At 69.1% G+C, this 20,923-nt stretch carries 19 protein-coding genes; 3 read left to right on the top strand and 16 right to left on the bottom strand.

Going from position 1 to position 20,923, the window contains the following annotated elements:
* Positions 1 to 3 precede the first annotated feature (3 nt).
* From CKO33_RS06115 to CKO33_RS06060, 12 genes are all read right to left on the bottom strand, one after another.
* The gene (locus CKO33_RS06115) at positions 4 to 354 is read right to left on the bottom strand and encodes an ATP synthase subunit I (RefSeq protein WP_338081741.1); all 351 of its coding nucleotides are present in this window, start codon (positions 352 to 354) and stop codon (positions 4 to 6) included.
* A gap of 213 nt (positions 355 to 567) precedes the next feature.
* Positions 568 to 1,431: a ParB/RepB/Spo0J family partition protein gene (locus CKO33_RS06110; protein ID WP_200180315.1), complete on the bottom strand. Its 864-nt coding sequence runs from the start codon at positions 1,429 to 1,431 to the stop codon at positions 568 to 570.
* Positions 1,432 to 1,451: 20 nt separating this feature from the next.
* Positions 1,452 to 2,264 (bottom strand): ParA family protein, encoded by an 813-nt coding sequence (locus CKO33_RS06105; RefSeq protein ID WP_200180313.1) that lies wholly within the window; start codon positions 2,262 to 2,264, stop codon positions 1,452 to 1,454.
* Positions 2,261 to 2,929 carry a 16S rRNA (guanine(527)-N(7))-methyltransferase RsmG gene (gene rsmG, locus CKO33_RS06100; protein WP_338081740.1) on the bottom strand — a complete coding sequence of 223 codons (669 nt, stop codon included), beginning with the start codon at positions 2,927 to 2,929 and terminating at the stop codon, positions 2,261 to 2,263. The genes CKO33_RS06105 and rsmG overlap by 4 nt, the downstream gene beginning before the upstream one ends.
* Positions 2,922 to 4,814 carry a tRNA uridine-5-carboxymethylaminomethyl(34) synthesis enzyme MnmG gene (gene mnmG, locus CKO33_RS06095; RefSeq protein ID WP_200180311.1) on the bottom strand — a complete coding sequence of 631 codons (1,893 nt, stop codon included), beginning with the start codon at positions 4,812 to 4,814 and terminating at the stop codon, positions 2,922 to 2,924. The genes rsmG and mnmG overlap by 8 nt, the downstream gene beginning before the upstream one ends.
* 92 nt (positions 4,815 to 4,906) lie before the next feature.
* On the bottom strand, positions 4,907 to 5,800 hold the full coding sequence (locus CKO33_RS06090; RefSeq protein ID WP_200180310.1) for a PfkB family carbohydrate kinase: 894 nt from the start codon (positions 5,798 to 5,800) through the stop codon (positions 4,907 to 4,909).
* A 175-nt stretch (positions 5,801 to 5,975) separates the two neighbouring features.
* Entirely contained in the window at positions 5,976 to 7,016 is a 1,041-nt protein-coding gene (locus tag CKO33_RS06085) for a porin (RefSeq protein ID WP_200180308.1), read from the bottom strand.
* 200 nt (positions 7,017 to 7,216) lie between these two features.
* Complete coding sequence (locus CKO33_RS06080; RefSeq protein ID WP_439099425.1) at positions 7,217 to 8,083, bottom strand: glycine betaine ABC transporter substrate-binding protein; 867 nt, start codon at positions 8,081 to 8,083, stop codon at positions 7,217 to 7,219.
* 29 nt (positions 8,084 to 8,112) lie between these two features.
* On the bottom strand, positions 8,113 to 8,964 hold the full coding sequence (locus tag CKO33_RS06075; protein ID WP_200180306.1) for an ABC transporter permease: 852 nt from the start codon (positions 8,962 to 8,964) through the stop codon (positions 8,113 to 8,115).
* A gap of 87 nt (positions 8,965 to 9,051) precedes the next feature.
* A complete protein-coding gene (locus CKO33_RS06070) occupies positions 9,052 to 10,326 on the bottom strand; it encodes a quaternary amine ABC transporter ATP-binding protein (RefSeq protein WP_200180304.1) in 1,275 nt (424 codons plus the stop codon).
* Positions 10,327 to 10,421: 95 nt separating this feature from the next.
* A complete protein-coding gene (locus CKO33_RS06065) occupies positions 10,422 to 12,371 on the bottom strand; it encodes a BCCT family transporter (RefSeq protein ID WP_338081739.1) in 1,950 nt (649 codons plus the stop codon).
* A gap of 241 nt (positions 12,372 to 12,612) precedes the next feature.
* Complete coding sequence (locus CKO33_RS06060; RefSeq protein WP_200180400.1) at positions 12,613 to 13,434, bottom strand: exodeoxyribonuclease III; 822 nt, start codon at positions 13,432 to 13,434, stop codon at positions 12,613 to 12,615.
* A 106-nt stretch (positions 13,435 to 13,540) separates the two neighbouring features.
* On the opposite strand from CKO33_RS06060, the gene pyrE reads away from it, so the two are divergent.
* Together pyrE and CKO33_RS06050 are read left to right on the top strand one after the other, a co-directional pair.
* Positions 13,541 to 14,185: an orotate phosphoribosyltransferase gene (gene pyrE, locus CKO33_RS06055; RefSeq protein WP_200180302.1), complete on the top strand. Its 645-nt coding sequence runs from the start codon at positions 13,541 to 13,543 to the stop codon at positions 14,183 to 14,185.
* 51 nt (positions 14,186 to 14,236) lie between these two features.
* On the top strand, positions 14,237 to 14,899 hold the full coding sequence (locus CKO33_RS06050; RefSeq protein WP_242472498.1) for a DUF4124 domain-containing protein: 663 nt from the start codon (positions 14,237 to 14,239) through the stop codon (positions 14,897 to 14,899).
* Positions 14,900 to 14,911: 12 nt separating this feature from the next.
* Here CKO33_RS06050 and argB read toward each other — a convergent pair whose 3' ends face one another.
* The 4 genes from argB to coaBC form a co-directional block, all read right to left on the bottom strand.
* Positions 14,912 to 15,802, bottom strand: a complete 891-nt coding sequence (gene argB / locus CKO33_RS06045) for an acetylglutamate kinase (RefSeq protein ID WP_200180396.1) — start codon at positions 15,800 to 15,802, stop codon at positions 14,912 to 14,914.
* Positions 15,803 to 15,863: 61 nt separating this feature from the next.
* Complete coding sequence (locus tag CKO33_RS06040) at positions 15,864 to 17,261, bottom strand: phosphomannomutase/phosphoglucomutase (protein WP_200180301.1); 1,398 nt, start codon at positions 17,259 to 17,261, stop codon at positions 15,864 to 15,866.
* Between the two features lie 519 nt (positions 17,262 to 17,780).
* Positions 17,781 to 18,236 (bottom strand): dUTP diphosphatase, encoded by a 456-nt coding sequence (gene dut / locus CKO33_RS06035; RefSeq protein ID WP_200180300.1) that lies wholly within the window; start codon positions 18,234 to 18,236, stop codon positions 17,781 to 17,783.
* Between the two features lie 50 nt (positions 18,237 to 18,286).
* Complete coding sequence (gene coaBC / locus CKO33_RS06030) at positions 18,287 to 19,498, bottom strand: bifunctional phosphopantothenoylcysteine decarboxylase/phosphopantothenate--cysteine ligase CoaBC (RefSeq protein ID WP_200180299.1); 1,212 nt, start codon at positions 19,496 to 19,498, stop codon at positions 18,287 to 18,289.
* A 104-nt stretch (positions 19,499 to 19,602) separates the two neighbouring features.
* Between coaBC and CKO33_RS06025 the strand changes: the two genes are divergently transcribed.
* Positions 19,603 to 20,913, top strand: coding sequence for an MFS transporter (locus CKO33_RS06025; RefSeq protein ID WP_200180298.1), 1,311 nt, complete (start codon positions 19,603 to 19,605; stop codon positions 20,911 to 20,913).
* Positions 20,914 to 20,923 lie beyond the last annotated feature (10 nt).

Raw genomic sequence — 20,923 nt, 5'->3', positions numbered from 1 at the left:
CTCTTACTCGTTGGCACCGGCCATCACCGGCAGCAGGGCCAGCCAGAAGGCCATGAGCCCGGCCATGTAGGTGAGGAACATGGGCAGGAACTCCAGCCTCAGCCAGGCGATTGCGATCACAAACAGGGCCACCGTCAGGAGGATCTTCTGCACCTCCCCCACGTAGAACCCTCTCATCATGGCCTTGGCCGGGCGCCCCCGCTTCCGGCTGGGGAAGACGCGCAGCGCAAACCAGGCCGTGGCGACCAGGCTGATGATCCCGCCCGTCGCGGCGGCCCAGGCCGTACCAGCCCCCCCGATGAGCGCCCCCAGGATGAACCCTCCCAGGACCACCCCGGCCTGCAGGCCGAGCACTGTCTTCGTGGCCCGGTTCCAGAGCCTCGCCTGGGCGAGGGGATGTTCTGTCCTATCGATGATCGGCGGCCCCACTGTTTGTGCCGGCGCACCCTACTGACCGCGCACCGTGGATAGCAGCGCGGCATTATAAGAGCCCACCCCTGGGGGGTCAATGCAAATTCCCGATAACGTACGGGGAAATGACGGCCCGTCAAGCCCCGCCGTCAGGCGTCAGCGGATGTGGCCGAGGATGCCGTCCAGCTCGTCCAGGCTGTTGTAGCGGATCACCAGCCGGCCCCGGCCCCGGGTATCGTAGCGGATGTCCACCGGGGCCCCGAGGCGGTCGGAGAGCTCCGATTCCAGGCGCTCCACGTCCGGATTACGGGGGCGCTGGGCGTTCTGTTCCGCGGCGGGGGTCTCCTGCAGCATGGACTGCACCAGGCGTTCGGTCTCGCGCACCGACAGCCCCTTGTCCACAACGCGACGCGCCGCCTCCACCTGGGCGGGGCCGGTCAGCCCCAGCAGGGTGCGGGCATGGCCCATCTCCAGGCCGCCCTCCTCCACCAGGGTCTTGACCCCTTCCTCCAGGTCCTGCAGGCGCAGCAGGTTGGTGACTCCGGTGCGGGAACGGCCCACGGATTCGGCCACCTGCTGGTGGGTCATGCCGAATTCGCGGATGAGCCGCTGCAGGGCGGAGGATTCCTCCAGGGGGTTGAGGTCCTCCCGCTGGATGTTCTCGATCAGGGCCATGGCCGCCGCGGCCTGATCGGGGATGTCCCGCACCACCGCCGGGATCTCCTGCAGGCCGGCCATCTGCGCGGCGCGCCAGCGCCGCTCCCCGGCCACCAGCTCGAAGCCCTCCTCCACCGGCCGCACCACCACGGGCTGCACCACCCCCTGGGCGCGGATGGAGGCGGCCAGCTCCTCCAGGGCCTCGGGACGCAGGTTCACCCGCGGCTGGTAGCGGCCGCGGCGGATATGCTCCACGGGCACCTGGCGCAGGTGGGAGGGATCGTCGTTCTCGGGACCGGCCTGGCCGGCGCTGGACAGCAGCACGTCCAGCCCGCGGCCCAGTCCCGTCTTTCTTCTTGCCATGATGGAACAGCCCTGTTGGTTCAGGCGACGCCCGGGATCTCCTCGTGGGCGGCCAGGCGGCCCTCGCGGCGGAGGATCTCGCCGGCCAGGGCCAGGTAGGCCAGGGCGCCGCGGGAGGTCTTATCATACAGGATCACCGGCAGGCCATGGCTCGGGGCCTCCGCCAGCCGGATGTTGCGGGGGATGACGGTGCGGTAGACCCGGTCGCCGAAGTGCTGCGTGAGCTGCTCGGAGACCTGGGTGGAGAGGTTGTTGCGCGGATCGAACATGGTACGCAGGAGGCCATGGATCTCCAGCTCCCCGTTCACCGATTCGCGGATGCTGTCGATGGTCTGCACCAGGGCCGACAGCCCTTCCAGGGCGTAATACTCGCACTGCATGGGGATGATGACGCCGCCGGCGGCCACCAGGGCGTTGACCGTGAGCATGTTCAGCGACGGCGGGCAGTCGATGAGGATGTAGTCGTACTCGTCGCGGATGGGGGCCAGGGCCTCCTGCAACCGGTACTCCCGGCGCAGGGCGGTCATCAGGTTCACCTCGGCCACGGTGAGATCCGCGTTGGCGGGCAACAGCGCATAGCCCACGGACTCGGGCTGCAGCACGGCCTCGGGGGCCGCACAGCGCTTCATGAGGACATCGCAGGCACTGCGTTCCAGATCGTATTTATCCACGCCGCTGCCCATGGTGGCGTTGCCCTGGGGGTCCAGGTCCACCAGCAGGATGCGCCGGCGGGTGGCGGCCAGGGAGGCGGCCAGATTGATGCTGGTGGTGGTCTTGCCCACGCCCCCCTTCTGATTGGCAACGGCGATGATTCGGACCGGGGTCTTGCTCATAACGTTCTGATCTCCACCAGGTGACGCGCGGCCGGGAGGCCGGGTACCCGGAGCGGATGGGTGGCGGCCACGCCCCATCCGGCGGGCAGGGCCGCCGCATCGTCGTCCGCGTCGCGGCCCTTCATGGCCAGCAGACGGCCACCGGGGGCGCACAGGGGGCCAGCCAGGCGCACGAAGGTACCGGTGGCGGCAAAGGCGCGGCTGATGACTGTATCAAAGCCCTGCTGCCCAGGATAGGTTTCCACCCGGGCGTGCACCGGCTCCAGGTGCCCCAGACCCAGCTCCAGGGCCGCCTGACGCAGGAAGCGCACCTTCTTGGCCACGGCGTCCAGAAGGGTGATGCGAAGCTCCGGCCGGGCGATGGCCAGGGGGATGCCGGGCAGTCCGGCGCCGCTGCCCACATCCAGCAGCCGCGGGCCCTGAACATGGGGCAGCACCGCCAGGCTGTCCAGCAGGTGCAGGGTCACCATGTCCACGGGATCGCGCACGGCGGTGAGGTTGTAGGCCCGGTTCCAGCGCAGCAGCAGACCCAGATAGGCCATCAGTGGCGGCGCCAGGGCCGCATCCAGGCCCAGGGCATCGAGCCCCTCCAGCAGCCGGTCCTCGGCGCGGCGGGCATGCGGCAGGGAGGATGCGGGGGATTGGGGGGGTCGGGTGTCAGGCACTGCGCTTTACGTCCGCGTCGCGTTTTTTCAGGTGCACCAGCAGCAGGGACACCGCCGCCGGGGTGACCCCGGGGATGCGCCCGGCCTGACCCACCGTGTGGGGCCGGTGCTGCGCCAGCTTCTGGCGCACCTCGTGGGAGAGGCCGGAGACGGCGGTGTAGTCCAGATCCGCCGGCAGGGGGGTCTCCTCCAGGCGGCGGCTGCGTTCCACCTCGTCCCGCTGGCGCTGGATGTAGCCGGCATACTTGGCCTGGATCTCCACCTGCCCGGCCACGCCGGGGTCCTCCACCCCCGGCCCGGCACCGGGGATCTGCATGAGATCCGCGTACCCCACCCCGGGACGGCGCAGCAGCTCCTGCAGGGTGTACTCCCGGGCCAGGGGGCCGCCGAACAGCCTCGAGGCGGCATCCGCGGCCACTGCCTCCGGTTTCAGGCAGGTCTGCTGCAGGCGGCGGTTCTCCCGGGCGATGGCCTCCCGCCGCGCCTCGAAGGCGGCCCAGCGGGCATCGTCCACCAGCCCCAGTTCCCGGCCGACCGGGGTGAGGCGCAGGTCGGCGTTGTCCTCCCGCAGCAGCAGCCGGTATTCCGCGCGGCTGGTGAACATGCGGTAGGGCTCGCGGGTGCCGCGGGTGATGAGATCGTCGACCATCACGCCCATGTAGGCCTCGTCCCGGCGGGGGCACCAGGGGGGCAGGTCGCGTACCCGCCGGGCGGCGTTGACCCCCGCCAGCAGGCCCTGGGCGGCGGCCTCCTCGTAGCCGGTGGTGCCGTTGATCTGCCCCGCCAGGAACAGCCCCTGCAGGGCCCGGCTCTCCAGCCCCGGGTGCAGGTCCCGGGGATCGAGGAAGTCGTATTCGATGGCATAGCCCGGGCGGGTGATATGGGCCCGCTCGAAGCCCTCGATGGAGCGCACCAGGGCCACCTGGACCTCGAAGGCCAGGCTGGTGGAGATGCCGTTGGGGTAGACCTCGTGGGTGTCCAGCCCCTCCGGTTCGATAAAGATCTGGTGGCGGTCCTTGTCGGCGAAGCGCACCACCTTGTCCTCGATGGACGGGCAGTAGCGCGGCCCCACGCTCTCGATGACGCCGCTGTACATGGGGGAGCGGTGCAGGTTCTCGCGGATGATCTCCAGGGTGCGCGGCCCCGTCCAGGCGATATGGCAGTCCACCTGGCGGGGGTGATCCGCCACCTGCCCCATGAAGGAGAACACCGGCGGCGGGGTATCCCCCGGTTGCGGCTTGAGGCGGCTGAAATCGATGCTGCGGGCGTCGATGCGCGGCGGGGTGCCGGTCTTGAGCCGCTCCACCCGCAGGGGCAGGGCCCTGAGGCGCCGTGCCAGGGCGTTGGCGGGGGGATCACCGGCGCGCCCGCCCTCGTAATGGACCTCGCCGATGTGGATGCGGCCGCCGAGGAAGGTGCCCACGGTGAGGATCACGGCGGGGGCGCCGAAGCGCAGCCCCCCCTGGGTGACCACGCCGGTGACCCGCTCCCCCTCCACCACCAGATCGTCCACCGCCTGCTGGAACAGCTGCAGCCCCGGCTGGTTCTCCAGGGCGTGGCGCACCACCGCCCTGTACAGGCCCCGGTCCGCCTGGGCGCGGGTGGCCCGCACCGCCGGCCCCTTGCGGCTGTTGAGGGTGCGGAACTGGATGCCGGCGCGGTCCGCGGCCCGGGCCATGAGGCCCCCCAGGGCGTCGATCTCCCGCACCAGGTGGCCCTTGCCGATGCCGCCGATGGCCGGGTTGCAGCTCATCTGGCCCAGGGTGTCGATGTTGTGGGTGATGAGCAGCGTGGCGCAGCCCATGCGGGCGGCCGCCAGGGCCGCTTCAGTGCCGGCGTGGCCGCCGCCGACGACGATGACGTCATATTCTGCCTGGAAACGCATGATGTCCGGTGGATCAGGGGGATGTTGTCACAGTGTAGCCCGTTGCCGGTGCGGCCGCCGCCGCACCCTGGGCGCCCGGAGCGGGGGTCGCCTCAGCCCTCGGGCTCCGGCTCCAGGAGGGAGGCGTTCAGACCGTCCAGGCCTTGCCTTCCCACCTTGTGCCCCGCCAGGCGGGTGGCGGCCGCCAGGGCGTCGGGGACGCTGCCCCCGCCCACCAGGGCATGGATGAAGCCGGCGTTGAAGGTATCCCCCGCCGCCAGGGTGTCCACCACCCGGGGCGGGGTCCAGGCCGGGGCGTGGTAGAGGCCGTCGCGGCTGGCCCAGACCCAGGCCCCCGCCTCCCCCCAGGTGCACACCAGCACCGCCCCGGGGACCCGCTTGTGCACCCCCTTCAGGAAGGGTTCCGGGTCGTCGAAGCCCCGCCCCTGGACAAACGGCCGGGAGAAGAAGATCACCTCCGGCTGGCCGAAGAGCATGTCCACCCCCTCCCGGTCCTTCTCCACCTCCAGGGAGATGGGGCACTGCCCGGTGTGCTGGCGCAGGGTCTGGAGCATGCGGCTGGTGGTGTGCGGATCCCGGGCCTGCAGGTGCACCCACTGGTAGCGGTCCAGGGGGAGCCGGGCCACGTGGCCGGCATCCAGTTCCGGCAGGTCCCGATGGTGGACGATGGTGCGCGAGCCGCTGGCGGCGTTCAGGGTGATATAGGAGGTGGGGGTGCGCCCGGCCCGGCGGCGGCAGGTATCCACGCCGATGCCCCGGTCCGCCAGCAGGCTCTGCAGGCGGTCCCCGTCCGGCTCATCCGCCAGGGTGGCCGCCAGGTCGCAGCGGTGGCCCAGCTGGCGCAGGACGTGGAGGGTGTTGGCGGTGTTGCCGCCCGGGCAGACCCGCTGCTCCAGGGCGCGCATCTCCTCATCCTCGGCCGGATAGTGGTCGACGATGTTGATGATGTCCAGCGTGGCGACGCCGATGCCGAGGATGTGGGCCATGATGCGGGATTGCCTGTGGGGGCGGGAACGCGAACCTCACAGGATAGTGAAAGGGGGGATGGGGGTAAAGGCGGCCCCGGGACGGCGGCCCCGAAACGAGAAGGGGGCCCGCAGGCCCCCTGGTGCTGCGCCCGCCCCCAGGGGAGGGCGGGACGCATGCCGGATGCGGCTTTGATCAGAAGTCGTAGCGCACCCCGGCGGCGAAGACCTGGCCGCCGTCGGCAGCCCAGGCCGTTTCCTCCAGGCCACCCCGTTCGGTGGTGATGGCGGCGGTCTCCTCCTCGGAGTAGTACTCGGCGAAGAGCTTCAGGTCGGAGGTCATCTGGTAGTCATAGCCCAGGTGATAGATGTTCTCGCCGTAGGTATCCACATCCGCCAGCATCACCTTGAAGGTGTTCTTGCCCAGGGTGTAACCGGCGTAGAGGTTCATGGCGGTGTCCCCATCCTTAAAGAAGGAAGCATCTGCATCCGGAGCATCATTGTAATAACGTTCGTACTTGGCCCCCAGGTACAGATCGCCCATGGTGTGCCGGGCGGACAGGCCGATGCTCTGTTCATCATGTTGACCACCCAGCTCATCCATACCCACGGCCAGGGTGGTGTCGCCGAAGCTGTAGGAACCGGTGAGCTGCAGGCGGTCGTCCTCATCGCCATTGCCATCCTCCGCACCGTTATCCGCGCTCCAGGCAAAGCCCACGGAGAAGCCGTTCATGTCCGGGCTGTAGTAGGCGATGGTGTCCTGGCGACGGAACACGGTCTGCGTGGCGAAGCCACTGTAGTAGGTGCTGAACATGTCCACCGGGTAGGCGATGGCGTTGTAGTAGGGCATCCACATCTGCCCCACGGTGAGGGTCCCGATATCCCCCTGCACGCCGATCTTGGCCACGCGCACGTCACGGCTCTGACCATCTTCTTCGCCCACGTCCTGATCCCAGGGATCCTGGATCTTCTTGTTGGCCAGATCCATGGGCAGTTCCAGCTTGCCGATGAGGGTGAGGCCGTCGGTGAGGGCGTAGTCGGCGTTGAAGCCGATGCGGGAGTAGGCGTCGCGCACGCCGGTGTAGGAATCCAGCACCTCGTCCTTGTCAGGGCTGACGGACTCCACCTGCACGCGGGCGGAGCCGTAGAAGTCGAAGTTGACGCCCTGGGCCAGGGCGGTGGCCGGCAGCGCCAGGGCGGCGCCGACGGCGGAGGCGATCAAGGTCTTGCGGTTCATGTTTTCTTGTCCTGAATGGATGGGTTGCGGAACGGGAAGGCACCGCGAAGGCCTTGGCGTGGCCCCGCGGCGCCGGGTCCCGGGTTCTTGGGCTTGCTGCAAACGGACACCGTCCCTGTCCTCGGACTGTCCTTCATGGCCGCGGCCGAAGGCCACGGCCGGGCGGCCCTACCCGCTCAGGGAAGGACCGCCGGACAGGCTCAGGGGAGCCAGGTCTCCACCAGGTCGCGGTTCTCCTCGACCCAGCGCTGGGCGTTCTCGTAGGGATCGCCGCCCTCCTGGTTCATCACCATCACCTCGGCCATCTGCTCCGGGGTCCAGTGGAAGTTGTCCAGGATGGCATAGGCCTCGGGCATGTCTTCCTTCAGGCCCTTGCGCACGATGGTGTGGATGGTCTCCTCACTGCCGTAGATGCCCTTGGGGTCCTCCAGGTACTTCAGGTCCCAGCGGGCGAACTTCCAGTGGGGGGTCCAGCCGGTGACCACCACCCAGTCCTTCGTGCGGATGGCGTTGGACAGGACGCTGGTCATGGTGGCGCCGGAGCCTTCCACCAGCCGCATGTCGTCCATGCCGTATTCCTCGATGGCCTTCTCCGTGGTGCTCATGATGCCGGCGCCGGGGTCGATGCCGATGATCTGGTTGCCGAAGCGGTCGGCATGCTCCTGGAGCTCATCGATGGAGTCGATATCCACGTATTCGGGCACCACCAGGCCGATACGGGTCCCCTCCAGGTTCGCACCCAGATCCTGCACATCTTCCTGCACACGCTCCAGGTAGTGGCCGTGGGTGGTGGGCAGCCAGGCGGCTACGAAGGCGTCCTGGTCGCCAGTGGCCACGGACTGCCACATGGCAGCGGCGCTGACGGAGGTGAGGCGCACGTCGTAGCCCGCCTCTTCCAGCACCACGCGGATCACGTTGGTGCTGGCCACCTCACTGGACCATTCCACATAGGGCAGTTCGATGCGGCCCTTGTCGGCGGCCAGGGCGCCCGCAGGCACACAGGCCACGGCCAGGGCCATGCACATCCCGGTGAGCCGGCTCAGGGTCGTGTTCATTCGTCTTTTCATGGGTCTCTCTCCCTTCTGGGTTGAGGGTGTCACTGCTGCTTGCGTTGCTGCCCGATCCGCTGGGTGACGCGGTCGAGGATCATGGCCAGGATCACGATGGCGATCCCCGCCTCGAAGCCATCCCCCGGCTGCAGACGCTGGATGGCGCGCCAGACCTCGCTGCCCAGGCCACCGGCACCGATCATGGCGGCGATCACCACCATGGACAGGGCCAGCATGATGGTCTGGTTGATGCCCGCCATGATGGTGGGCACCGCCAGGGGCAGCTGGACCTTGAAGAGCTTCTGCCACCAGTTGGCCCCGAAGGCGTCGGAGGCCTCCACCAGTTCGCCGGGCACCTGGCGGATGCCCAGGATGGTGAGACGGATGGCCGGGGGCATGGAGAAGATCACCGTGGCAAACATGGCCGAGACCTGCCCGAGGCCGAAGAAGGGAATGGCGGGGATCAGGTAGACGAAGGCGGGCATGGTCTGCATCAGGTCCAGGATGGGCATGATGAGCCGTTTGAACCCGTCGGAGAGCCCGCCCAGGATCCCCAGGGGCAGGGCCAGGATCACCGCCACCGCGGTGGCGAAGAGCACCAGGGTGAGGGTCTCGATGGTGGCATCCCAGAGTTGCAGGTTCCACAGGAACAAAAGCCCCACGGCGGTGCCGATGCCCACGCGCCGCCCGGCAATCCACCAGGCCAGGGCCGCGATGAGGAGAATGACCACCCAGGGGGGCGGAAAGCTGAGGACCGCCACCACGGTCTCCACGCCGCCGCCAAGGACGGTGCTGATGCCCCGGGTGACCCCGGAGAAGGCCTGGGTCATCCAGTCCAGGCCGGCGTCGATGTAGTCGGACAGGGGAAACTTGCCGACGAAGGGAAAATCCTGACTCATGGTAGGTTCATCCGCACTGGTATCGATGGGTTACGGCGCCCGTCCCGGCCACGGGCCAAAGACGCACGCCGCCGCATGGCCGTGGGCTCAGGGGGCGGGGGCGGCGGATTCCGCCGGCGCCTTTTCGTCCCCGCCGCCTTCTCCGTCGGCGGTGTCATCCTCCTGCCCCTCCCGGTCCGGCTGATTATCGGCCAGGGCGGCCAGGACATTGCTCTTGACGACGGTGCCCACGAGCCGGCCCTGGTCGTCCACCACCGGCACGGGGATGCGGGTGTCCGCCAGCATCTGGATCAGCGTGCTGATGGGCTCGTCGGGCTTCACCGGCTGATGGTCCCGCTGGATCAGGCCCTCGATGGTCTTTTCCTTGCGCTTGATGGCCTCGGCGGCGTCATCGGCCCAGATATAGCCCTCCAGGGTGCCGTCCCGCTGCACCACGAAGGAGCAGTAGAAGCTCTCCTGCTCCATGCGCCGCAGGGCGGTGCGGGGGCCGTCCTTGGGGGAGGCCAGCACCGGGGCGTCGCGCATGATGGCCCCGGCGGTGAGCACCTGGGTCTTGTCCACGTCCTCCACGAAGCGCTCCACATAGCGGCTGGCGGGGGAACTGAGGATCTCCTCGGGGGAGCCGATCTGCACCACGTAGCCATCCTTCATGAGCACAATCCGGTCCCCCAGGCGCAGGGCCTCGTCCAGGTCGTGGGTGATGAAGACGATGGTCTTCTTCATCCGCGCCTGCAGGTTCAGGAGTTCGTTCTGCATGTCGCGGCGGATGAGGGGGTCCAGGGCGCTGAAGGCCTCGTCCATGAGCAGGATGTCCGGGTCCGCCGCCAGGGCCCGGGCCAGCCCCACGCGCTGCTGCATGCCGCCGGAAAGCTGCGAGGGATAGGCGTTCTCCCAGCCATCCAGACCCACCAGCTTCAGGGCCTCCAGGGCCTTCCCGTGGCGCTCATCCCGGGTGGTGCCCCGGATCTCCAGGCCGAAGGCGGTGTTGTCCACGATGCTGCGGTGGGGGAACAGGGCGAAGTTCTGGAAGACCATGCCGAACTTGCGCCGGCGCCGCTCCAGCAGGTCCTTCTGACTCAACTGGAGGATATCCTCGCCATCGATCAGCACCTGACCGCCGGAGGGTTCGATGAGCCGGTTGAGGCAGCGGATGAGGGTGGACTTGCCACAGCCGCTGAGCCCCATCACCACCAGGATCTCCCCCTGGTCCACATCGAAGTTCACGTCGTGGATGCCCACGGTCTGTCCCGTGCGCTGCTGGATCTCCTTGCGGCCCAGCCCCTGTTCCAGGAGCTCGAAGGCCTGCTCGGGATGGTCCCCGAAGATCTTGGTGACATTCTTGACCTGGATTTTCGGTTGCAAGTTCTGTCCTGCCCGGGCCTTTGCGGCCCCGTATGGGTGATGGTCCACACCGCGGCGGGCCGGGCCCGCCGCGGCACCTTCGTTTCATCGCACGCTCAACGCACGGCGTCGAGGAAGTGCATGTGCCGTTCGTAGTGCTCGAGCACGTCGTTGATCAGGGCCTCCTGACTCCAGCCCATGACGTCGTAGTCCTGGCCGCCCTCGCCCAGGTGCACCTCGGCACGGAAATACTTCAGGGTTTCGGCGCGCCGGGCGCCGGTGTCCCGCAGGACGAAGCTGGGCGGCTCGTAGGCCCGGGGACGCACGGAATAGAAGAAGTTGATCTCCTCACCGTGGCGCACCTCCACCCAGCAGCGGCCGTCCTCACCCTCCCCCACCTGGGCATCCAGCTTCTGCTTGCGCAGTTCCTCGGCCACGGCGGCCAGGGCGGGCTTGACCGTCTCCTGGATGAAGCGCATCACCTCATTGCGCTTGGGCTGGTGCACGATGGAGCGCAGCCGCCGCTGCCAGGAGACCGGGGCATGGGGCGTCACCGGGGATACCCGGGACTCCAGCAGGGTCACCTTCTTGAGGTGATCCAGACGCAGCGCCCGGAGCAGCCCCCAGGCCATGAAGATCATGATGATGGTGAACGGCAGGGCGCTGGCGATGGTGGCCGTCTGCAGGGCCGAGAGGCCACCGGCGATGAGCAGCACGGCGGCCACCACCCCCTCCAGCAGGGCCCAGAAGATGCGCTGCCAGGTGGGGGAGTCCTCGCGGCCGCCGGAGGTGAGGATGTCCACCACCAGGGATCCCGAGTCGGAGGAGGTGACGAAGAAGGTCACCACCAGGAGCGTGGCCACGACGGCGGTGATGCTGGACAGGGGCATCTGTTCGAAGAACTGGAAGATGGCCACCGAGGTGTCCGCGGCCACCGCGTCCGCCAGCTGCGTGATCCCCTGCTCCATGATCATGTGCAGCGCGGTGTTGCCGAAGAAGGTCATCCACATGATGGTGAAGCCCACCGGCACGAACAGCACGCCGAAGGTGAACTCCCGCAGGGTGCGCCCCCGGGAGACCCGGGCGATGAACATGCCCACGAAGGGGGCCCAGGCGATCCACCAGCCCCAGTAGAACAACGTCCAGCCCCCGATCCAGTCCGTGGGTTCGTAGGCATAGAGATTAAAGGTCATGCTGAACAGATTGGAGATGTAGTTCCCCGTGTTCTGCACCACCGTCTGCAGCAGGTAGACCGTGGGCCCGAAGATGAGCACGAAGGTCAGCAGACCCACCGCCAGCAGGATGTTCAGTTCCGAGAGCCGGCGGATGCCCCCGTCCAGGCCCAGCACCACGGAGACCGTGGCCATGACGGTGATGACGGCGATGAGCACCACCTGGACCGAGACCACGTTGGGGACATCGAAGAGATAGTTCAGACCGGAGTTGATCTGTGTCGCCCCAAGACCCAGGGAGGTGGCCACGCCGAAGAGGGTGCCCAGCACGGCGAAGGTGTCCACCGTGTGGCCGATCCCCCCATGGATGCGGTCCCCCAGCAGGGGATAGAGGGCCGAGCGCACCGTCAGGGGCAGACCGTGACGGAAGGCAAAATAGGCCAGGGAGGCGGCCACCACGGCATAGATGGCCCAGGCGTGCACCCCCCAGTGGAAGAAGGTGATGCTCATGGCCTGACGCGCCGCCTCCACGGTCTCGCCGTTCCCCGTGGGGGGCGAAGTGTAGTGCATCACCGGCTCGGCCACGCCGAAGAACATGAGCCCGATGCCCATGCCGGCGGAGAAGAGCATGGCGAACCAGGAGAGGTAACTGTAGTCGGGATGGCTGTGATCGGGCCCCAGCTTGATGCTGCCGTAGGAGGATACGGCGAGGGCGATCATGAAGACCACGAAGCCCGCCACCGAGAGGACGTAGAACCAGCCCATGGTGTCCGCGATCCAGGACTGGGTGGCCTGGAATACGGTACCGGCGAAATCGGTGAAGGCGGCAGCGAAGATCACCAGCACCAGGATCAGCGCGGCCGATGCGATGAAGACCGGCGGATTGACCTGCATCCGGGGTCGCTTCCCCGGCGTCGCTTTGTTGGGATCGGCCATGGGTCCTCCGAGTATGGGCGGCTACGGGGGCGGGATACCGCCGCCCCCGGTCCTCATCGAGACGTCATCTCCCTCCCGTGGGGGCCTGAAAACGGCCCCTGGCCGTTGCCCCGGAATCCCTTCCCGGCCGGCAACGGCCCGCCCCGGGAGATGGGGCAGCATCCTCCGTGAACGCAAAAACTTAACACAGGTCCAACAGTTAAGGCGAATTGTGCCCCGCGCTGCCAGCCCCCCGCGGCCGGCTCACCCCCCCCGGAACGTCGTAGTCCATGACCACCGGGGCATGGTCGGAAAAGCGGTCCGCGCGGTGCACGAAGGCCGTCCGGGCCCGCTGCGCCATCCCCGGGGTGGTCACTTGATAGTCTAGACGCCATCCCACGTTTTTCGACCAGGCCTGCCCCCGGTGGGACCACCAGGTGTACTCCTCCGGCGCCTGCACCAGGCGGCGGAAGGCATCCACCCAGCCCACCTCGTCGAAGAGGGTATCCAGCCAGGCCCGTTCCTCCGGCAGGAACCCGGAATGCTTCTGATTGCTGCGCCAGTTGCGCAGGTCGATGGGGCGATGGGCGATGTTCCAGTCCCCGCAGAGGACGTACTCCCGGCCGCTGGCCCGGGCCTGGCGCAGGTGTTCCATGAACCGGTCCAGGAAGCGGTACTTGGCCGCCTGGCGGAGCTCCCCGGAGGAGCCGGAGGGCACGTAGACCGAGGCCACGGAGAGTCCGCCGAAACGGGCCTCCAGGTAACGGGCCTCCGGATCGAAATCCTCCGAACCCAGCCCCGTGATCACCGCGTCCGGTTCCTGCCGGCAATACAAAGCCACGCCGCTGTAGCCCTTCTTCTGTGCGTCGAAGTAGGTGCAGTGGTAGCCCCGGGGATGGAAGATCTCGTCCTCCAACTGGTGCACCTGGGCCTTGGTCTCCTGGATGCAGACCACGTCCGCCCCCTGGGCCTCGAGCCACTGGAAGAAGCCCTTGCGGGCGGCGGAGCGGATGCCGTTGGCGTTGAAATTGACAATACGCATGGCCTTGAGGGGATAATGGGAGTGGTCCGACGAACCTACCACATGGCCCCGCGGACGGACGCGCAAGCGCTTGTCCCATGCGCCGCATCCTTGTAACTTCGCGTCCATGAACACCTATCGCACCGAATTCCTGCAATTCTGCCTGGAGCGCGGCGTGCTGCGCTTTGGCCGCTTCACCCTCAAATCCGGCCGGGTGAGTCCCTATTTCTTCAATGCCGGCCTGTTCAGCACCGGCAGGGACCTGGCCCGCCTGGGGGCCTTCTACGCCCGTGCGCTGGTGGACTCCGGCATGCAGGTGGACACCCTCTTCGGGCCCGCCTACAAGGGCATCCCCCTGGTGGCCGCCACCGCCATGGCCCTGGCCCGGGAGCATGACCGGGACTACCCCTACTGCTTCAACCGCAAGGAGGCCAAGGACCACGGCGAGGGGGGCAACCTGGTGGGGGCCCCGCTGCAGGGGCGCGTGCTCATCGTGGACGACGTCATCACCGCCGGCACCGCCATCCGCGAGTCGGTGGACCTGATCCGCGCCGCCGGCGCGGAACCCGCGGGGGTGCTCATCGCCCTGGACCGGCAGGAACGGGGACAGGGGGCCCTCTCGGCCATCCAGGAGGCGGAACGGGACCTGGGGGTGGGCGTACACGCCATCGCCACCCTGACGGACCTGGAGGCCTTCCTGCACGAACTCCCGGACATGGAGGAACACCGCGCCGCGGTGGAGGCCTACCGCCGGGAATACGGGGTGGGCTGAACGCCGCCCGGGGCGCGCAGGGCCGGGAAGGGGTCCGCGGGAAGCGGAACCATGATCCAGACGACGGACCAACCCGTGCCCGAGGAGGCCGCCATGCCCATCCATCCCGCTCGCACCGGCACGACACACCGCCATGCCCCGCGCATCCTGCTGCTGATCCTTGCAGCCCTCCTCCCGGCGGTTGCCTGCGGGGAGATCTACCGCTGGGTGGATGAGGACGGGCAGGTGCATATGAGCGACACCCCGCCCTCCGGGGTGACCCGCTTCGACCGTGAGGTGATCGACCGCCGCGGCCTGGTGAGGGAACGCCAGGAGGCGCCCCCCAGCGCCGCGGAGCGGGAGGCCCGCGCCGCCGAGGAGGCCCGCCGCCGGGCGGCGGAGGAAAAGGCCGCCCGGCAGGCGGAGGCGGACCGCATCCTGCTGCAGAGCTTCGGCTCGGAGCGGGAGCTGATCCATACCCGGGATGACCGCCTCGCCCTCATCGACTCCGAGCTGGACCTCCTGCAGGATCGGCTGGAGGAACTGCGCGCGGAACGGGACCGTCTGCGCAGCGGGGGGGACACGGCCCGGGCCGAGGCCCTGGAGGAGCGCATCCGTGCCCACCAGGCACGCCTGGAGGAGAAACGGGCGCAGCGGGAGCGGATCGAACAGCGGTTCCGGCGGGACCTGGAACGGCTGCGCACCCTGCGCGCCCGGGAGGAGGACACCCCGTAACGGGGCTGCACCTCACCCGGTGATGAGGGTCCCCACCCCCTTGTCCGTCAACAGCTCCAGCATCACCGCGTGGCTTACCCGGCCGTCGATGATGTGGGCATTGCGCACCCCCGACTTCACCGCATCCAGGGCACACTGGATCTTGGGGATCATGCCGCCGTGGATCACCCCCGAGGCGATGAGTTCGTCCACCTGCCGGGCCGAGAGGCCGGTGAGCAGATTGCCCGCGTCATCCAGCACCCCGGCGGTGTTGGTGAGCAGGATCAGTTTCTCCGCATTGAGCACCGAGGCCATCTTGCCGGCCACCAGGTCGGCGTTGATGTTGTAGGCGGCCCCGTCCTCGCCCACGCCCACGGGGGCGATCACCGGGATGAAGTCCCCCGAATCCAGCATGTGCACCACCGCCGGGTCGATGGAGGCCACCTCCCCCACGTGTCCCAGATCGATGATCTCCGAGGCCTCCGGGTCCTCGGTTCCCGCCCGGCGGTGATGCAGCCGCCGCGCCCGGATCAAGCCCCCGTCCTTACCCGTGAGCCCCACGGCGCGCCCGCCGAACTGGTTGATGAGGTTGACGATCTCCTTGTTCACCAGCCCCCCAAGCACCATCTGCACCACATCCATGGTCTCCCGGTCCGTCACCCGCAGGCCGTCCACGAAACGGGACTCCTTGCCCAGCTGATCCAGCATGCGGCCGATCTGGGGGCCACCGCCGTGCACCACCACCGGGTTCATGCCCACCTGCTTGAGCAGCACGATGTCCCGGGCGAAGCCGCGCTTGAGCTCCTCGTCCACCATGGCATTGCCGCCGTACTTGATCACCAGGGTCTTGCGGGAGAACCGCTGGATATAGGGCAACGCCTCGGTCAGCACCCGGGCGATGGTGTGCGCGCTGGTGTGTTCCATGGCGGTGGGTTCGGACATGGGGATCGGTCTCCGGTGGATCAGCAGGTTGTAGCAAACGGTCTCAGAAAGGCAGCGCCAGCGCCGGGTCCAGGGCCTGCAACCGGGCCCGGAACAGGGCCTGGACGCGGGCCAGGGCCTCGGGGGTATCCGCCTCGAAGCGCAGGGTCAGGCAGGGGGTGGTGTTGGAGGCCCGCACCAGCCCCCAGCCGTCGGCGAACTCCACCCGCAGACCGTCCAGGCGCAGGACCCGACCGCCCTCCGGATCGGGTGCCGCCAGGAGCCGCTGCATGAGGGCATCCCGGGCCACCTCGCCGCCGGCGGGCCGCACCAGGATCTCCGGCGTGTGGCAGGAACGGGGCAGGGTATCGAAGACCCGCGCCGGCGGACATCCCTGCCGCGACAGCCACTCCAGCAGCCGCGCCCCGGCATAGAGGGCATCGTCCACCCCCAGCCAGCGGTCGCGGAAGAAGACATGGCCGCTCATCTCCCCCGCCAGCAGGGCCCCGGTGGCCTCCATGCGGGCCTTGAGCAGGGAATGGCCGGTGCAGCCCATCACGGGGTGCCCCCCCAGTCTCGCCACCTCCCCGCCCAGGTGACGGGAGGATTTTACATCAAACACCACCGTGGCCCCGGGATGACGGGCCAGGACATCCCGGGCGAAACACATCATGAGGCGGTCGGGCCAGTGGATGCGGCCCTCCCCGTCCACCACCCCGAGCCGGTCCCCGTCACCGTCGAAGGCCAGCCCCAGATCCGCCCCCACCGACCGCACCTTCGCCGCCAGATCCTCCAGGTTCTCCGGGCAGGCCGGATCCGGATGGTGATGGGGGAAACGACCATCCACATGGCAGAACAGGGGGGTCACACGGCATCCCAGACGCTCGAAGAGGACCGGCGCCAGCACCGAGGCGGCCCCGTTGCCGCAATCCACCACCACCGACAGGGGCCGCGCCAGGCGGATATCGCCGCACAGCCGCTGCAGATACCCCGGCACCACCTCCAGGGGGGCAACCCCGCCGCCGGGGGCGGTGGGCAGGGGGCCCGATTCGATGCGCCGGCGCAGCCCCTGCACCGTATCCCGGTGCAGGGTGCGCCCCGCCAGCATGAGCTTGAACCCGTTGTACTGCGGCGGGTTGTGGCTGCCGGTGACCATGACCCCGTTGCCCCCCGCCCGCTCCAGGGCGGCATACCAGGTCACCGGGGTGGGTACGCAACCCAGGGTCAGCACCCGCAGCCCGCAGGCCGTCAGGCCATCGATCAGGGCCGCCTCCAGCTCCGGACTGGACAGGCGCCCGTCCCGCCCCACGACCACCTCCACGATCCCCCGCTCCCGGGCCTTTGCCCCGAAGGCCCGCCCCACGGCCCCGGCGGCGGCGGCATCCAGACCATCCGGCCCCACCTCACCACGGATGTCGTAGGCCCGGAACAGGGAAGCGGGCACCCGGAAAGGACCGGTCATCCCCCCCGCCTCCCCAGGACCCGCCCGGAGGCAGGTACACGCGCCGGGGAAACGGCGTGCAGGCCTGCCGGAAGGAACCCACCACAGCCCCGCCGTCGGGGGGCGGGTCGCCCGGAGGCGGGTGTACACCCCGGGGAAACGGCGCACAGGACTGCAGGGAGGGACTCACCGCAGCCCAGCCGCCGGGGGGCGGGCCGCCCGGAGACGGGTGTACACCCCGGGGAAACGGCGTGCAGGACTGCAGGGAGGGCCCCACCGCAGCCCCGCCGTCGGGGGGCGGGTCGCCCGGAGGCGGGTGTACACCCCGGGGAAACGGCGTGCAGGACTGCAGGGAGGGCCCCACCGCAGCCCCGCCGTCGGGGGGCGGGTCGCCCGGAGGCGGGTGTGCGCCGCAGGGAGGCGGCGCGCAAGCCTACAGGGAGGTATGCACGGCGTCCCGCCGCAGGGCGACCCGCCCCCCGGCGGCCCCACAAGCACCCCCACAAAAGGTCTCGAATACGCCACCGGGGAACCGCCTCCTCAGAGGCGCCCGGAAGAACCAAACCCCCCTTCACCACGCTCGCTCCCCTCGAAATCATCCACCACCCGGAACCGGGGTTGCACCACCGGCACCACCACCATCTGGGCGATGCGCTCCCCCGGTTCCACCACCACCGGCTGCACCCCCCGATTCCAGCAGGAGACCATCAACGGGCCCTGGTAATCGGAGTCGATCAGACCCACCAGATTGCCCAGCACGATCCCCTGACGATGCCCCAACCCGGACCGGGGCAGCACCATGGCCGTCAGCCCCGGATCGGCGATGTGCATGGCAATGCCGGTGGGGATCAGTTCCGCCTGCCCCGGCTGCAACTCCAGGGGACCCTCCAGGCAGGCCCGCAGGTCCACCCCCGCGGAACCGGCGGTGGCCGGCTCCGGCAACGGGAATTCACGACCCACCCGGGGGTCCAGGATACGGATATCGATGGTCTGCATGTACGCTCTCGAAATGGGAAAAGGATCCGGTGCCCCCGGAGACGGCCGCATCAGGCCACATCGTCCCCCCGGGCCGCCCCAAGACGCCGGGCCACCAGCGCCACCAGCGCCCGGGCCAGGGCCGTCTTGGACTGACGCCCCAGGCTGGTACCACCGCCGGGCCACAGCACCTCCAGGGCGTTGTCCCCGGCATCGAAGCCCTGCCCCGCAGAGACATCGTTGGCGGCGATCATATCCAGCCCCTTGGCCTCCAGCTTGCCCCGGGCGTGCTGCTCCAGGTCCCCGGTCTCCGCGGCGAAACCCACGGTAAAGGGGGCGTCCGGCCGGGCCGCCACCTCCGCCAGGATGTCCGGGTTGCGCACCAGGCGCAGCTCCAGGGTATCGGCCCGCTTCTTGATCTTCTCCCGGGCGGGCTCCGCCACCCGGTAGTCCGCCACCGCCGCCGTGGCGATGAAGATCTCCGCCTGAGCCACCCGTTCCATCACCGCCGCGTGCATCTCCAGGGCGGTCTCCACGGCCACCCGCTCCACCCCCGGCGGCGATGGCAGGGCCACCGGACCGCTCACCAGGCACACCCGGGCCCCGGCCTCGGCGGCGGCAGCGGCCACGGCATAGCCCATGCGTCCGGAGCTGCGGTTGCCCACGAACCGTACCGGGTCCACCGGCTCCCGGGTGGGACCGGCGGTGATCAGGACCCGCCGCCCCGCCAAAGGACCTTCCGTGAACCTCTCCCGCAATGCGGCCACCAGTTCCCCCGGCTCCAGCATGCGTCCCGCCCCCTCCTCACCGCAGGCCTGCCCCCCCGAGGCGGGACCGAACAGGCGCACCCCGCGGGCCGCGAGACATTCCGCGTTGGCCCGGGTGGCGGCATGGGCCCACATGGCCCGGTTCATGGCCGGGGCCAGATATACCGGGGCCTCGGTGGCCAGGCAGAGGGTGGTGAGCAGATCGTCGGCCATGCCCTGGGCCAGGCGGGCCATGAGATCCGCCGTGGCCGGGGCCACCAGCACGCAATCGGCCCAGCGGGCCAGTTCGATATGATCCATGCCCGCCTCGGCCCCGGCATCGAAGGCGGACAGGCGCACGGGATGGCCCGACAGGGCCTGAAAGGTGAGGGGCGCCACAAACTCCGCCGCCCGGGGGGTCATCACCACCCGCACCCGGGCACCGGCGTCCATGAGACGGCGCACCAGATCGCAACTCTTGTAAATGGAGATCCCCGCGGAGACCCCCAGCAGGATGTGTTTTCCGGTCAATGGCATGGCAGGATTCTACACCCTCGTTCCACGCAGGGGGCAGACCCATGGTCCCGGAGGGGCGGACCCGGGTACCATGCCCACCGCTTGCATCGCAAAAGGACCCCCCCATGCCCACCCTGGACACCCGGCGCTTCGTGCGCATCCGCTGGACCATCTACGCCGTACTGGTGGCCGCCTACATGCTGGTCTTCTTCCACCGCTTCGCCCCCGGGGTGGTCTCCGGTGAGCTGGCAGCGGCCTTTGGCACCAGCGCCGCGGCCCTGGGGTCCCTCTCGGCCATGTATTTCTATATCTACACCGCCATGCAGATGCCCGCCGGGGTACTGGCGGACACCCTGGGATCGCGCCTTTCAGTCACCGTGGGCAACCTGGTGGCGGGGCTGGGGTCGGTGCTGTTCGGACTGGCGGACGACCTGGCCGCCGCCAGCCTGGGGCGGTTCCTTGTGGGGCTGGGGGTGTCGGTGGTCTTCGTCGGCCTGATGAAGAGCAACACCGTATGGTTCAGCGAGCGGCGCTACGGCACCATCAGCGGCCTCACCCTGCTGCTGGGCAATGTCGGCGCCATCGCCGCCACAGGCCCCCTGGCCCTGATGCTGCTGTGGGTGGACTGGCGCAGCCTGTTCGTCGTCCTGGGGGGCGCGGCCATGGGCCTGGCCCTGCTCTCCTGGTGGCTGGTGCGGGACCGCCCCGAACAGCTGGGGTTCCCCTCGGTGCGGGAGATGGAGGGGCTGCCACCCCACGCCCCCCGGCAGCAGCACTGGCTGCGGGACCTGAAGGCGGTGCTGGCCAACCGCCGCCTGTGGCCGGGCTTTTTCTATGATCTGGGCATCACCGGCAGCCTGTTCGGCATGCTGGGCCTGTGGGCCGTGCCCCTGCTGCGGGACGTGCACGAACTGAGCCGGGGAGAGGCCTCGTTCTACACCACCGCCGGCACCGTCGCCTTCGCCGCCGGCTGCCTGCTGGCGGGCCATGTCTCCGACCGCCTGGGCCGGCGCCGTCCGGTGCTGCAGGCGGGCGCCCTGCTCTACCTGGCCATGTGCCTGGCCCTGCTCTTTCTGCCCTGGGGCCCGGGGGTCACGGGCCTGGCCCTGTTCACGGTCATGGGCCTGGCGGCGGGGAGTTTCGTGGTGGCCTACGCCCATGCCAAGGAGGTGACCACGCCGTCCCTCTCGGGCATGGCCATCGCCCTGGTGAACACCGGGCTCTTCCTGGGGGCGGCCCTGTTCCAGCCCCTGTTCGGCTGGGTCATGGACCTGGGCTGGGACGGCCGCCTCTCCGCCGCCGGGGTGCCGCTCTACGGCCCGGAGGACTACCGGCGCGGCCTGTGGCTGCTCACCGGCTTCGCCGCCCTGGCCACCGTGGCCTCCTGGCGACTGGTGGAAACCGGCTGTCGGAATGTAACCCACAGTGGTCCATGAAATTGCATCA

It is taken from the genome of Ectothiorhodospira mobilis, from assembly GCF_016584115.1.
GTDB lineage: Bacteria > Pseudomonadota > Gammaproteobacteria > Ectothiorhodospirales > Ectothiorhodospiraceae > Ectothiorhodospira > Ectothiorhodospira mobilis.
The sequence above is the reverse complement of the archived record's forward strand: the minus strand, read 5'-3'. Positions and strand labels throughout refer to the sequence as shown.